At 40.3% G+C, this 14855-nt stretch carries 15 protein-coding genes; 5 read left to right on the forward strand and 10 right to left on the reverse strand.

The window, feature by feature from the left end; all coding sequences use genetic code 11:
* Positions 1-305: 305 nt before the first annotated feature.
* Positions 306-824: a YcxB family protein gene (locus AAA970_RS07685; protein WP_338236621.1), complete on the reverse strand. Its 519-nt coding sequence runs from the start codon at positions 822-824 to the stop codon at positions 306-308.
* 234 nt (positions 825-1058) lie between these two features.
* Between AAA970_RS07685 and AAA970_RS07690 the strand changes: the two genes are divergently transcribed.
* Positions 1059-1559, forward strand: a complete 501-nt coding sequence (locus AAA970_RS07690; protein ID WP_338236622.1) for a hypothetical protein — start codon at positions 1059-1061, stop codon at positions 1557-1559.
* Between the two features lie 32 nt (positions 1560-1591).
* Here the strand turns inward: AAA970_RS07690 and AAA970_RS07695 are convergent, their stop codons facing one another.
* The 6 genes from AAA970_RS07695 to AAA970_RS07720 form a co-directional block, all read right to left on the reverse strand.
* Complete coding sequence (locus AAA970_RS07695) at positions 1592-2311, reverse strand: metallophosphoesterase family protein (RefSeq protein WP_338236623.1); 720 nt, start codon at positions 2309-2311, stop codon at positions 1592-1594.
* A gap of 1 nt (position 2312) precedes the next feature.
* Positions 2313-2918 (reverse strand): rhomboid family intramembrane serine protease, encoded by a 606-nt coding sequence (locus AAA970_RS07700; protein ID WP_053404885.1) that lies wholly within the window; start codon positions 2916-2918, stop codon positions 2313-2315.
* Positions 2905-3600, reverse strand: a complete 696-nt coding sequence (locus AAA970_RS07705; protein WP_053404886.1) for a TVP38/TMEM64 family protein — start codon at positions 3598-3600, stop codon at positions 2905-2907. The genes AAA970_RS07700 and AAA970_RS07705 overlap by 14 nt, the downstream gene beginning before the upstream one ends.
* A gap of 1 nt (position 3601) precedes the next feature.
* A complete protein-coding gene (locus tag AAA970_RS07710; protein WP_338236624.1) occupies positions 3602-5152 on the reverse strand; it encodes a polyamine aminopropyltransferase in 1551 nt (516 codons plus the stop codon).
* A gap of 293 nt (positions 5153-5445) precedes the next feature.
* Entirely contained in the window at positions 5446-5580 is a 135-nt protein-coding gene (locus tag AAA970_RS07715; protein WP_338236625.1) for a hypothetical protein, read from the reverse strand.
* Positions 5558-5857: a GNAT family N-acetyltransferase gene (locus AAA970_RS07720; RefSeq protein WP_338236626.1), complete on the reverse strand. Its 300-nt coding sequence runs from the start codon at positions 5855-5857 to the stop codon at positions 5558-5560. The genes AAA970_RS07715 and AAA970_RS07720 overlap by 23 nt, the downstream gene beginning before the upstream one ends.
* Before the next feature lie 188 nt (positions 5858-6045).
* Between AAA970_RS07720 and AAA970_RS07725 the strand changes: the two genes are divergently transcribed.
* Positions 6046-6609, forward strand: a complete 564-nt coding sequence (locus AAA970_RS07725; RefSeq protein WP_338236627.1) for a hypothetical protein — start codon at positions 6046-6048, stop codon at positions 6607-6609.
* A 90-nt stretch (positions 6610-6699) separates the two neighbouring features.
* Here the strand turns inward: AAA970_RS07725 and AAA970_RS07730 are convergent, their stop codons facing one another.
* The 3 genes from AAA970_RS07730 to AAA970_RS07740 form a co-directional block, all read right to left on the reverse strand.
* Positions 6700-7326, reverse strand: a complete 627-nt coding sequence (locus AAA970_RS07730; RefSeq protein ID WP_338236628.1) for a hypothetical protein — start codon at positions 7324-7326, stop codon at positions 6700-6702.
* 2 nt (positions 7327-7328) lie between these two features.
* Positions 7329-7550 (reverse strand): hypothetical protein, encoded by a 222-nt coding sequence (locus AAA970_RS07735; protein ID WP_338236629.1) that lies wholly within the window; start codon positions 7548-7550, stop codon positions 7329-7331.
* Between the two features lie 1232 nt (positions 7551-8782).
* Complete coding sequence (locus tag AAA970_RS07740) at positions 8783-10603, reverse strand: arylsulfatase (RefSeq protein ID WP_338236630.1); 1821 nt, start codon at positions 10601-10603, stop codon at positions 8783-8785.
* Positions 10604-10776: 173 nt separating this feature from the next.
* Between AAA970_RS07740 and AAA970_RS07745 the strand changes: the two genes are divergently transcribed.
* From AAA970_RS07745 to AAA970_RS07755, 3 genes are all read left to right on the forward strand, one after another.
* A complete protein-coding gene (locus tag AAA970_RS07745) occupies positions 10777-11616 on the forward strand; it encodes a bile acid:sodium symporter family protein (RefSeq protein ID WP_338236631.1) in 840 nt (279 codons plus the stop codon).
* Between the two features lie 78 nt (positions 11617-11694).
* Positions 11695-13011, forward strand: coding sequence for an O-antigen ligase family protein (locus tag AAA970_RS07750; RefSeq protein WP_338236632.1), 1317 nt, complete (start codon positions 11695-11697; stop codon positions 13009-13011).
* A gap of 629 nt (positions 13012-13640) precedes the next feature.
* Entirely contained in the window at positions 13641-14804 is a 1164-nt protein-coding gene (locus AAA970_RS07755) for a transposase (RefSeq protein ID WP_338236633.1), read from the forward strand.
* The last annotated feature ends 51 nt before the right edge of the window (positions 14805-14855 follow it).

The following is a 14855-nucleotide window of genomic DNA, read 5'->3' on the forward strand; positions in this document are numbered from 1 at the left end:
GTGAAAGCAGGTAGTTTTGAATTTCAGGGATATTCCCCTTGTCAATAAAGATAATTATCAATATTGAAATTCAATGGCAGTTTTTGGAAAAAATACAGGCCTAAGCTTTCTTATAAATTCATTTTCAATTTTATATGCAGGGCTTTTAAGTAAAGTTTGTTTTCCTTTTTAGCGGCGTTTTTGAGCTGCTATATAGCTCGACTTCTTGGCGGTATTTCCTCTCTGAAAATATTTAAACGTAGTGTCAGATGGTTTGGTGTAAAAGAACGCAAGCTTCCGGAATTTAAATCAGTGGGTTGTATTATTTACTTAGTTGCAGCAATTTTCCTTTCTGCAAACTTCCGGAACTCCTGTTCTTTCTCCTGAAAGATTCTTTTAGGGACGATCACCGCCTGTTGGCTGGTAATGAAAAGGTAGTAAAACAGCTGGTCTTCCCGAAAGCTGTGCATACTTTCCCACTTAATAGTGGAGACGATTTCTTCGTCGGCAGACAGGATTAAATTGTTTTCGGTCAATGCGATTGCTCTTTCTCCGGTGATATGAGCAGCCGGATTTTGCCGGAGATATTTTAATGATTTCGATTTAATCAGTTTTCTGTATAATCTGCCGATAAACGGACTAATGGCAACTGTTAGCCCAAGGGTAATCAAATTCGGGATACTGAAAACCTGACCACTATTTTGTACCGCCAGCACTGCCAATACGGCTAAGAAAGGGTATAGGTAAATGATCACCCTTAGCTTTTTCTTTTCCGGACGATACCATCCATAGTAATAGTTAAAATGGATAAAGTCTTCCGGTAATAACTCAAAATTGAATTTCATAGCTTTTAAATATAAAAAAAATAAATGTGTTAACCCGGACGCCTCAAAGCATCCGCATATATATTGGAGAAATCAGGTCCTAAAGATCCGGATATTGTTCAAATTATATGATAACCATCACCGTGGGAATTGTTGATCATCATTGCCGTGAATTATTGTAATCACTTTCGTTTGGGATAGTTTTATTTAATTTCAATTTTTATTATATCAGGCCATAAAACCATTTTTGGAGTATTGAAAAATATAATTTTTGCTATTGTCATCTTGATTCCGCTAGCTTTGTTGGGCCTATTTGATTTGAGATTATCGGCTTATGAGGAAAAAACTGCAGAGAACTTGGTAAATTTTACCCTTGGGGCTGCCACTCTGGCTTTTGTATGCTTCGCATTCGTAAGAAAGTTTAAAAAACTGGAAGTTGCTTCCGGGAAAAATATCTTTAATTATTTTGTGAAGATGTTCAGACTTTTGTTAGGGACAACTTTTGTTTATTTTATGTTCTTTCTTCCGGTATTTATCAAATCCGTAATTTTTCTGAATGCGAAGATCGGAAAACATGAGACGGTATGGATAGAGGGAAATGTTTTTTACCGGGAATCTTCAAGGGTTCATATTAATACAGCTCCATCCTCCAAAGAGTACATTTTCTTGATTAATAAATATCCTCATTTTCCAAAATCAGGCCCTTTTAAAATAGAAATGAAAAAAGGTTTTTTGGGCCTCCTGTACATTCAATGAAAAAGGCCTGATTTTAAATGCAGAACTCCCTACTATTTCGCCAATCTCAACGCATCGGCATAACTATCCGGAAAATCAGATTGAATGACGCCCTGTGCAGCTTTTTCTACATCATAGGTAAACCGGACAAATTCCACTTTTAAGCTGTCCGGATTTTTGGGATCCAATTCATCAAATTCCACTAACACACAGCAACCCTGAGTATTCCGGTCTTTGGGTTTTCCGACCGAACCGATATTGATCACATGCTTGAAAGTATCGCCTGTCGGGATGATACGATGATAGGGCTTATGGGTGTGTCCGCAAAGGATCAGGTCAGCTTGCGTGCTATGCATCATTGCCAGCACTTCTTCTTCCGGATAATCTTCCAACAGATAATCGTTAATGGCTTTTACACTACCATGCACCAATTCCATCCGGAAAACTTTTTCTCCTTCACCGAATTGCAAGGTCATTTGACGAGGCAACTGTTGCAGGAATTTTCGCTGGTTTTCTCCTAATAATTGTTGGGTGATGCCGGCATTGCCTTTATCTCCTTTGAGATCTTTCAGTTGCGCTTCATCATGATTGCCCATGATGGTTGGGATTTTATTGCTTTGAATATAATCCACAATTTGATTTGGCCAGACATTATAGCCCACTAAATCCCCCAGACAATAAATCCCATCGGGTTGAATTTCCGCTACTTTGTGTAGGAAAGCCTCAAAGGCAGGAAGGTTGGCGTGTATATCAGAGAAGAAAATGATTTTCATATTAGCTCAATTTTGAAATGATAGATTTATCGTGTGGATTCGGCGGGATATTGTTCCCGTTTTTCTTTGCCAGCATAAAGCCAAAGATGGATCCGCAAATGCCACCGATAATGTGGGCGGTATGACTGATGTTATCCTGCTGATAGATGGACAAAAATTCCTGTCCAAGATAGAGGATGCTTACCAGAATAAAGGTCAGGGGAATATGTCCGCGGCGGTAGTTCACGATCGAGCTCAACAGAATCATCATAAATACAACACCACTGGCGCCTCTTAATCCCGTATCGAACATTAAAATATTGAAGATGCCGGTAAAAAGGCCGGTCATCAGGATCATGACCATTAGTCGGTAGGGTCCGTATTTTTCTTCCAGTAGTGGCCCCAGCAATAAAATGTATAACATATTACTGATCAGATGGGTGGCATCGGCATGTCCGAAAATGTGGCTGAAGATTCGGAAATAGTCCAGCGGATCAAAAAAATTGAAAGTTCCGCTGACCGAAAAAAGATAAACCATCAGCTGAGGAAGGAAAGCCTGTAAAACCAAAACCAGCAGACAGATGCTGGAAAAGCCAATGGTGATCGGTGCGTTATTATAAATTTTCATGTGTTTGAGTGATAGCTTTGGAAATCATCCGGCTTAAACCTAATACCGAAATGATAATCAGTCCCAAGATAATCCATTGTTGCCAGCCGGAAAAAGGATCTGCCAATAAAGCCTCTAATTGATTGGCCTGAATGCCGACATAGATCACCAGCAAAGTGCGGGGCAACATGCCGATGGCTGCTCCCCAAAAGAAAGGGCGAAGACGGGCACCGGCAATGGCCAGCAGAATATTACTGACTGCGAAAGGAAGCACCGGGGAAAGCTTGGTCAGAATGACCAGCTGCAATTCCTGATGTTGTAAGCGGTCAAGGATCAGACGGGCCTGTGGGTGCTCCCGCAGGCTATTGGTGAAATTTCCATGGTCCAGCTTTTGAGCGGTGAAATAGCACAATACGGAGGCCAGCAGATAGGAAGGAACAATGAAAAAAATCGCCTTCCAGCCTAAAAGGTATCCGCTGATCAGTGCAATGAGGGTGGTGGGCGTCAGGGCGAAAGCCATGGTGATTACCGTCAGGGCATAAAACAATAACCACTGTGACCAATCGAATGCCCGAAGGGTGGCTTCATTTTGCAACACCAATACCGATGCTGTCCCGCTAAAGATCAGCGGCAGCGCAGTAAGTCCTAAGGCAAAACCCAGAGAGGCACCATTGGCCCGAAGTATTTTGAAAATTTCTTTCATATTAATAAAGCTCCCATCGTCCGTCCAGGTAATATTTATAGAGGGTCGGGTGGTGGAGGTAATTCGGTTTTACCTGACTCAAATCTTCCTTAAAAACGGATTTCCCGAAGGCCATCATCATCAGCATGGCACTTTGATTGAACCAATGGGTATGCTCATCCGGATAATCTAAACGACCGAAAGCTTCCTTCATTTTTTCTTGCGGGATGTTTTTACTACCCAAAATCCAACCCCATTCTCCAAGGGTAATCAGATGGGTGTGGTAAGGCAAAGTATTAAAGCCTGCCTGCTGAAAACTGAGATCAATGCAGTGAAAAGCTTTCTCTGCATAATAGGGACTTCCGGCTTGAGTAACCAATAAACCATCGGGTCTTAAGTGCTTGTAACACAACTTATAAAACTCCACACTGTAAAGTCTTCCAATATCCACATTTTTCGGGTCGGGAAGGTCCACGATAATTCCGTCATAATAATTTTGATGGTCAGCCAAAAAGGTGTAACCATCACCATTAATGACCGTCACCCGTGGATCCTTCATGGCATTCTGATTGATCTCCGCCATCACCGGATGTTCCATGGCCAGCTCGGTCATGGCCGGATCAAGATCCACCAGTGTAATATTTTGTACCGAAGGATATTTTAAAACTTCGCGTACTGCACAACCATCACCACCGCCAAGGATCAAAATATCTTTGGGTTGTTTCAACTGTGAAAGCATGGGGTGCACAATCGCCTCATGATAGGGCACTTCATCTAAAGTGGAAAGCTGTTGGTTACCGTTCAGGAATAGCCAGTATTCCCCTTTGTTCTCCGTCATCACAATTCGCTGATAATTCGTTTGCTGATCGAAAATCACGCGGTCCGCATATCGCTGTTGCTCCCCGTAAGCGATAATATCGCCGGCCTTCCATAGCCCCAGTCCCCAACAGGCCATTACGAACAGGGAAGCCAGTCTTAATTTTTTCAAGTGCCCGGATTTCAAATGTCCTTTTAGTAAGTAAAATAACCAAAAGGCTACGGCAAAGTTGACCATTCCCAAAACAAAGGGAGTGTAAGTAAGTCCCAAATAGGGGCGGCCAATAAAAGCAAAGAAAATTCCACCCAACAAGCTGCCATAATAATCATTCTCCATAATGTTGGAGACATTCACTTTCAGCTCCTCATAGGCATCGTTCATCCGAATTACCAAAGGAATCTCCATACCGATGAGTAATCCGATCACAATACTAAGACCGTAAATCACTACAGCAGTCAGGGCAGGAAACAGGCTGATGCCATAGGCAATGAGGGAAGCGAAGGTCACCAAAAAACTCAGGATGTACTCCAGGGAGATAAAAGTAGCCAGCAGATCCTCATCAAACCTACGGGATATTCGCGACCCTAATCCCATGGCAAAAAGCATCAGGGAGACAATCAGCGTAAACTGAATCACAGAATCCCCCAAAAAATAGGAGGCGAGGGTGGACAAAACATATTCCGCCACTATGCCGGAAAGGCCGGTAGCGAATAAGGCAATCTTTAAACTTCTGGAAAATATGGGATCTTTGGTCATGTTGTAATTTTGCTCCTGCGCATAGGCGCGTATTTTGGCTCAAAATTATACAATTTATTGGTTCAGTTGCCATGATGGCCATGATTAAAGTGCCATGATTAGAAGGATTAAAAGGATTTAGGGATTAAAGTTTGTGTTAATTCCCTGAATCCTTTAGATCCCATCACTCATTGTGCCAAGATAACACAGATGAACAGGAATAAAGGGTACCGGGTTAAAGTTTGTAGTAATCCTATCAATCCGGTTAATCCTATTAATCAAGGCAATCAAGGCAATCAAGGCAATCAATCCTATTAATCAAGATAGACCACCGTCTTCTGCTTCGATTGCTCACTATGCGCCAGCGCCTCCAACATTTGTTCAAAAGGAAATTCAACAGGAGCAGGCACCAATAATTTTTGTCTGCTAACCGCTTCCATTAGTTTCATTCTTGCGATGGTGCATACTCAAATCTATATTGCCAATAATCCGTCCTTCATGCTCCGCTAGCAGGAGTAAATCATGTTGACCTTCCTGAAATTTTGAAATCCATTTCCCCTGTTCCTTGGGACTTGGTTGATATTCATCTTTGGTCAGTGGAATAGTTTGATTTTTCAGATAAGCCTGGATACAACCGGTGAGGGCCAGGGCATCTCCGGGATGAGCCTCCCTGATGGTGATTTTTATTCCGCTGGAAATTGGGCAGATGACAGGTTTGAATTTCATTCAAATTAAAATTATATCAAAAATTAAGGAATTCAGGGAAGATCAGATTATTCAGGAGGGATTTTCGGGATTATAATTTCATTAAAGACAAAATATGCAATTGCATAATTTTAATACTAAATATTTTGATTTTAACTTAATCTGCAGAGGCATTTCGAAATAATTTTTACCCTAAGATCTGTTGGCTTATGAAGAATTTTTTTCTGTTTACCTGTATATGCTCCCTTCTTTTTTCTTCCGCTTTCGCTCAAAATGAATGCGATGGCCTTGTGGATCGGGTGGAGGAAATGAACAGGCAGATTAACGAAAAAACCAATGAAATACAGCAACTAAATGCCAGTATTGCTTATTACAAAAATACCCTGAAGATCATTAATTCGAAAAAGGAAACTGAATGCAACGACGTTCTCTTTAAAATTAATAAAGTGACCGGCAATTCGAATTCCGGGGAGGTAAAGATAGAAGGGGTGGTGATTAACACCAAATTGGAGCGTTCTTTACAGGGTTCTTTTTCGGAAGTTTTTGATCCGCAGGGAAATGTCTCCACCTCCTATAAGATTGAGGTGGGCAATCAGAAACGATTAGCCGCCTTATATAAAGATGTTCCGGTGAAATTTTCAGCGGTTATTGAACAATATGATTTAGATGCTCCAATCATAAATCTGTTGAAAATGAAATTCTATTCTTCGGTGGGTTACAAAAAAGATGATTTGATCGTGGTCTTCAGAAATTTGGAGGTGGATTGGCGTTAGTCCATAATAGCTGCTAAAAAAAAGGGAAAACCGTTATAAGCTTTCCCTTTTTATTATTTTGAAAATAGATTTTGAGCATTTTTTAGGCAATTATTCCCCTGCTAGTTCTCCCAAAACCTGTTGTGCTTTAGCTTTTTCCTGAGCTATTTCATTTTCCATTTCCGAAAGTTTCGCTTCCACCTGGGAAAGAATTTCTTCTTTATCGCTGAGGTCCTTTTTGGAAACTTTGGAGTCCTTTTTCATTTCTTCTACCTTGGCCCGGGCTTCTTTCAATTTTGCCTTTCTTTCCTTTAGCTCCTTTTCGCTTTTGCTGATTTCGTCATTTAGTTGCGCTACATCTTTTTTGACTTTCGCACGCGCTTCTTCAGACCTGATTTTGCCAAATTCTTTCCCGCTTAATTCCCCTTTGTTTTTCCCATGGGCTTTTCCTTTATTGACCTCCTCCGCTTTGCCATTACCACCTTTGTGATTCTCTTTGGCTTCTAATCCAGCTTTTTTGTGTTCCTCGGATTTCCCCTTGGCTTTAGCCTTTTTTTCGGATTTATCCTTCTGTTTTCCTTTGCTGAATTCTTCCGCGGCTTCCTCTACAGTATCCTCTTCCTGTTTTAGCTCAGTTTTATTTTTTCCTTTTCCTTTCCCTTGGGAATTTCCCTGAGCCATAGCGCATACTCCAGTAAAAAGGAAAGAAAGGGTCAATAGGGTTAGTATCTTTCTCATAATTATATTTTCTGTAGTAATGAATCTACTTCCTGTAGTTGTTTTTCGGTTTTTTGGTGAATTTTCTCAGTAGCAGTTTTTATCTCACTACTTACTTTTTCTACCTGTTCCTTTTGTTCTTCGCTAACAGGTGTAGATGATTCTTTTACCTCTTTTTTACCTTCCTGACTTCCGCAAGCTGCTAAAGCAAGGCAAAATAGGCCCATTAAAAATATGTTTTTCATAAGTAAATTGGTTGGTGATTATTGGTGTTAATTAGGTATTTAGCGCATAATAGATTTAAAAAACATTAAAAACAATATTTTTTTAATCTACATCTAATCATTTTTAGAGGTTACTACTGTTGAATATCCTTTTCAATATCATGAAGGAAAGCCTTCTGAGCTAATACGAATACCATAAAGATTGAGGAACCATAATGAATGGTGGAGTAAAAATGGAATTCGCTTTAGAATCCCAGTACCAACAGGAACAGATATAGAAAAATTTTCTGTCTAATTGGTTGGAAAAACAAACAGCTGAGAGCTTTTATGGAAATATGTAAAATAACGGTTCGTGAAGGAGCAGTTTTTCACTATGCCTTTGAAAGGTGATTTTTAATTGTTGAGATTTTCCTGTTGTAGAATTTTTCTTTTTTACACTTTTCTAGCTGATTATCAAGGGGAAGGATTGGTGATTCAAAACAAAAGACCTTCCATTCCCTCAAAGAGGTTGATGTTTCCGACAGGGCTGGTTCCACCAATAACCACTCAATACCGGTGGGATTTTATTATGGATTACCGGTAGGCCAAAGGTCGGCTCCATTTCGGAAATCGACTCACTATTGGGGGAGTTTCAGCCCAAATCGCGCGGAAATGATAATGATATCCGGATTTCTGATGCTCATCAACACCCGTCTGAAAAGGCGGTATATAATTCGGGCTATACGTTCTGGGGCTTTTGCAGTCACCATTTTGTTTGGAGGACCACATCTTATCTGCTTTTTTACCGGCCAGTCCTCCTTTTTTTGGTGATTAACTGCCGGGGCATGGGCATTCATTGCCCTAAGGCGGTTCCTTTTGTTTTCGGTACTAATAACGGCCAGGTGGCTGTGGAGTTATTTTATTCCGGCTCCGCTTTTTGGGATTTCCATGCTTTGATAGTCGTGGAGGCAAAGCACCATAGATTTCTAAATAAAAACACCCTCCCGCATATCGAGGAAGGGTGTTTATTTTTGGAAAAATTAATTTCCTTTTTATATCCATCCCATTCCCATGGGCCTGTGAATGTTGCAGTGAATTAATTATCTAAAGAAATGCCTCATGCATGAATATTCCCTTTTCATAGAACCGATTGTACGTTTCGTTTGGTAATACTGAAAGGTTTTCTCCTCAATTAATGAAAGCATCCAGAGGCTTGCTTTATTTTTTTAGCAATTGACGGAGGTCCAAAACCTCTAGATTATGCTCCAATTTTTTTAAGAGTTGGAAGGGATTGCACTGATATAGATATAGTAAACACCATATTTTTCATTTCCCTCTATAAAGTCAGCGGTCAGGAAATTACGGCCCTTTTCCAGCTCAACAATGCAATCAATGGCCTCGTCTTCTTCGCTAATAGATTTTACCAAATTGTGCGTTCCAATACTGATGTTGACCTTTTCAGGTTTTATTGCTCGGTATTGAAAATGATTTTTGGGGTTTTCTGCAGGCACACCCCAAATTTTTCCCGGGCATTCTTTTGGCCATCGTCTACAAGAAATCTGGTATTTTCCTTTACGGTGAACATCCAGTGCAAATCGGTTATTGGTGTTTTTCATACCTTCAGCGACTTGTTCACTTTTCCATATCCCGCGGTCCGTTCCCATGGCGTGCTGTATGGTCAGTACTACTTCCTCCTGTTCTGGATGTCCCACTAAAGGAGCCGGAAGCTGCTGATAGGGCATGGCCGTTTTGGTGGCTTTCATAAAAGCCTCATTTTCCGCTTTTAATTGCGCTACCATCTCAGGCTGTTGTTGATATATGTCCTTGAGCTGAAGGGAATCCTCCGTAATGTGGTATAATTTTTTACCATGCAGCAAGCGCCATTCATTTTTCAGAATGGCGCTTCCTTGCCAATCATCCGGAGCAGCTGGATCCTGACGGTGGTGGATGAATACCGAGCGGTCAATGTCTTTCTTTTTCTGTAACAAGATCTCAGATAGATCGATACCATCAAGGTAAGCCGTTTCTTCAGGAGTAAAATCACAAAGTTGAGCAAGGGTCGGTAATAAATCCACATGGGCCGCCAGCTGATTACTTTCAAAGCCTGCCTCGATTCCACCTTTTGGCCAGCGAATATAGAATGGTACCCGGTGCCCGCCTTCTTCTTTATTGGATTTATTGCCACGGAAACCTTTATTGAAACCCATGTTTTTTTCATAACTGTAGCCATACTGGGTGCCGTTATCGGTCATGAAAATTAGGATGGTATTGTCTGCCAAACCACTTTCTTTTAAGTATTGATCCAATTTGCCAAAGTTCTCATCAATATTGGCGATCATTCCTAAATATGCCGCGCTGATAATTTGCTTGCCTTCATACTTTTCATAGGGTTGCTTATATTTATCCGCCACTATTAAGGGGGAGTGGGGAGCATTGGTGGCCAGGTAAATGAAAAAGGGTTTGTTTTGGTGGTTTTCAATATGGCGAATGGTTTCCTGAAACCAAACATCGGTACAATAGCCGGTAAATTTTTTGGGTTGGTTGTTTTCGAAATAAGTATCATTGAAATACGTATTCCCCCAATAGTCGGATAATTCTCCCACACCTCCGGAAAGGTGTTGTAGGGAATGATCAAAGCCCACATCGGTCGGGCGCACTGGAAAGTTATCTCCCAAATGCCATTTACCAAAGTGGGCGGTGTGATACCCCTGAGCCCTGAAAACATCCGCAATGGTGGGGAATTCCCTTTGTATAGCATCCCGGCCTTTAAAAGTGGCCCAGGCTCCATTGCGCACCGGGTATTGTCCGGTGATGATGGCCGAACGGGTGGGGGTACAAAGGGGACTCACATGGAAATTACTTAGCCCCGTGGATTCCGCTGCAAATTTATCCAAATTGGGGGTTTTGAGATATGGGTTACCATGGTAACTCAAATCACCAATTCCCTGGTCGTCTGTCATAACGATAATGACGTTCGGTTTATTGGGTTTTGAGATTTGATGGCAGCCGGTAAGAATCATGACTGCCGGAAGTAAAAATGCAAAAAAGCAGAGGCTGTTTTTTTTGTAAGTCTTTAAGAATAAATAGGGATTCATGTTTAAAAAATTTTGAAAATAAAGGTTTAAGCCTAGGAATTTCTACCAGAAAATTAACTGCATTATATTGCAGTATTGGGAACAAAGGCGCCGAATAGTGGGGAGGAAAAGCTTTTTCTTTAGCGGAGTAGCCTAGTTTCAATTTTTTTGTACTGAAAAAAATTTGGATTAGATTGTTAACTGTTTTATTACCAATAGCTTTAGCCTGGTTGATGTTCTGCGTAGGATTAAAGACGGAGCTTTCCGCCTTTAGAAAACTAGGGCAGGAAAAAGTGAAAATAATGCTGGGTGTCGGACTGCAAATTTTGGCTATGCCCTTACTGGTATGGTTGTTTTTACAGGTATTTTATCTCGACAATGTAGTCGCTTTGGGCTTGGTTTTAGTAGCACTTTCCCCGGGAGGAGCTTCTTCAAACTCCATTACCTATCTGAGTCGGGGGAATGTACCCTTATCTATTATGATGACTACTATCAGTAGTTTGTTAGTCCCTCTGACCTTGCCATTCTTTCTTTCGTATTTTACACATTTTGAAATAGCTATTCCTATAGAAAAAACGGTGCTGCAATTATTTGTGGTTACAGTGTTACCTTTAGGGCTGGGCCTACTGTTAGGACATTATTGGGGGCGGAATTCTCGCTGGGTTAATCGATTTGATAAAAGCGCTATTTGGGTTTTTATTTTTATGGTAGGTCTTGTGGTGGGCATGAATGAACATTTTTGGGAACATATTTTTACCTGGAATTCAATTTTGATTTTATCATTCTGTGTGCTGGCTTGTGGCTTAGGTTGGTTAAGCGCGCTATTGTTTAATTTTACGAGCAGGGACCAGGTCACGATGTCCATTGAGGTAGGCATTCAAAATGCCGGGACTGCTATTTTTGTCGCCATGTCTTTATTAGAAATGCCGGAGTCGGCCATCATTCCTTTACAATATGGCGTGTTGATGAATATACCCGCTCTTTGTTTTATTTTTCTGGGAAGAAAAAGAGAGCAATGGGTATTCTCCAGATAATTCTTTCTAAAGTTTATCCGATAAATTCAAAACATTTGCTGGCTGGTGCGTTTTCATTGGTGAGACTCGACCTTAGCCATGGAAATTACTTTTGATCGATTATTTCTTTTGGCCCGTAAAGGGCTATTTTTTTTCCTCCTGATGACCACCGTGCTGCAAATTATTTCTGCTGCGCATTCGGAAAGTATTAATTATTATATCTATTGTGCTTTACTAACGGACATGGTGGCCTTGTGCTATGCTTTGCTGGCAATTCAGCGTAAAGAAGGTATAGTTTTCAATTGGATGATCATATACTTTGCCTATCGCTTCTTAAATGTGATTTTTGTCCGGGGATTTCCGGGAGGCTTTGCCGCTTCCTATTTATTGTTGGTAAATACGATCATAGGACTGGGTTTTTATTTTTTACTTTATCATAATGAACGGAAGGATGTTTTTCGTTTTTGTGTTATTGCCTTAGTAGGCTTAGGTGTTTTTGAAGCCTGTATAGGAATTTCCCAAGCCACTACGGGGGAACCTTATTTTGAAAATTTAGTAGGGGAAGAGCTCCATACTTTTAACCGAAATTATTTCGCTTATATTTTTCCCGGAGGAGCGAAGTCTACTGTTTTGGGATCCGGTACTTTCCGTCACTTCAATGCTTTGGGTTCTTTTTTAGTGGTTGTATTTCCAATCGCCTATGCGCTATGGTATGAGAGTAGGAAGCGCTTAGCGCTTTTTGCACTGGTGGCCATATTTTTGGGTATTGTCTTTACTTTTTCAAGAGGGGCTTTGATCGGTACTTTTTTGATGTATACGATTTTGTATTTTTCCTTTACGAAGGACCGTTGGATGAAAATGGGCCTTATTGTAGCTGGGGGACTGATTATTTTAGCTTCCATTGCGCCACTGCTTATTTCTTATGCCAATGAAACAGGAAATGCCACGATTCGCTTCAATACCTGGATGGAAATGTGGAAACATGCCAAAACAGACTACCGCATGCTGGTATTTGGGTGGGGAGAAAATTACTTCCGCGATCGGGTATTGAACTGGGGCCATGGCGTTTGGATCATGAATAATACGCATAATACCTTCTTCCAAACCCTATTGGAAAACGGGGTGGTGGGCTTTTTAATTTTTGGAATAGCGATTGGCCAATTTATTTTTAAAGCGATACGGTTTAAGAATATTTGGGCCTATGCCGGAATTGCCATGATAGTGGGCTTCGCCTTTTCACAATTCTTCGAACATACTTTTTATGGTTTTGTCGGGACTATTTTCTTTGCGGTATTGGGATTTTTGCAAATCGCAATGCAAGCATCTTTTACTTATGCGGATGATTCAAAAGAGCTAAAAGAGAATAAAAACCTAACAGAACAGTCTGAGAGCCTAAAAGATATGGTGGAGAAATAAATGGGCAGGAGTTTTAGAGGGTGTTTTAATGCAAAAATTCCTAACGAAAATTTGATGTTTTTAAGAAGCGATACCCGATTATTTTGAGAGCATAGCAGCGGTATTGTTGAGAATTTAATCCAAATCGCCTCCTATAATTCGGATTTGTAGTCGGGGGGACGGTTTAAATACGCTCCAGAGGGGCTTATAAGTCTAATCACAGGTCGATGTAGGCATCCAAGCGAAGTCTTTAATATCAACTCAGATAGATAGGGGAGATAATGTTTGATAGCCCAATTTTAAGTAGGCTAGCTTTCTCTTCATTTTTCCTGCCTAACAACTCATTGAAAACTATAGCAAAAATAATTTGGCTTAAACCAGTGTTAAATTGACTCATATGAAAGAAGTCAATTTAACATAATGGCAGACACCTTCTTTTACTGATTAATACTCTTTATTCTCTGATATTACACGAATCAGCAATGACATTAGATTTTTTGTTTTTACGAATAGCTCTTAACACAATACTCCGTAGAGTTTTGAGCTATTGTAAAAAAAAATGGTGACCTGTATATTTGTATCGCCAAACACCAACATACTAAGTCACCATCAAGAGCATCGAAACACTCCTAGCGCAAATATTCCATAAAATGTTAGACATTAACAAATGGGAGAGGGATTTCATGATAGAAAATTTGAAAGGACTACTGTCTTTCCGTGGTCGTAATAATTTCACCAACATGAGTCGATATCTGCGGTACAATGAGGCCACGATTAGATCATGGTATGAAAAATATTTCAATTACCTTTTTTTCAATATTGAGCTCATTAAGACACTTAAAGATGAATTGCGCATCATTGCCTTTGATCCAAGTTATGTTTCCAAAAGTGGTCAACTCACCCCAGGTTTAGGGTACTTTTGGTCAGGCTGCGATAATTCAACAAAAAGAGGTCTAGAAATTACTGGAATAGCAAGTGTTGGCCTCGAAAGTAAAACCGCAATGCATTTAGAGGCCCATCAAACCTTTAAGAGTGAGGACGAGTCATTTAATTTGCTGACCTTTTATGCCAATTTGATTTTGTCAAATGTTGAATTGTACAAGCAAGTATCAGATAGTGTGGTTGTTGATGCTTACTTTTCGCGCTTTACGTTCGTCGATCCGCTAGTAGAAAAAGGGTTTATTATCATTAGTAAATTGGCTAAAAACGCATTTCTTCGTTACAGAAATACTGAACCACCTACCGGAAAAAGAGGGCGACCCAAGGTCTATGGAGAAAAAGTGAAATTTAATAATCTTGACCAAAGACACTTTACACTATGTTTCAAAAATGAAAACTCGGAGGCTTTCGAAGCAGAGGTTCATAGTAAAAGTCTTAAACGATGGATCAAGTGTGTGGTCGTCGTTACTGAGCTTGACAATGGGAAAACCAGACGAGAAATTTTATTCAGTACAGACATTAATCAAAGCGGTTCCGCAATAATTGAGCGTTATCGACTTCGGTTTCAAATTGAGTTTCTATTTCGAGATGCCAAACAATTCACCGGTTTGACTCACTGCCAAGCAAGGAGTAAAAATAAGATACATAATCACATCAATATGTCCCTAACGGCGGTGTCCGTGGCAAAAGCGCTTCACTATTTTGATAATAAAACCGAAGAAAAGGAACCCTTCTCATTATCAAGTATTAAGATGCTATATTTTAATCGAAACTATATCCAAAGAATATTTAAAGGGTTCGGGATTGCCCCCGAACCTTACGATAATTCAGAGCAAATGCTCCAGATAGAGAGATTTGGCTGTATTGCGGCCTAATTCTTTACGGAGTATTGTTAACAGGAATACAAATATATATCGATACAAATA

Origin of the sequence: Persicobacter diffluens (assembly GCF_036244895.1) — a bacterium.
Lineage (GTDB): Bacteria > Bacteroidota > Bacteroidia > Cytophagales > Cyclobacteriaceae > Persicobacter > Persicobacter diffluens.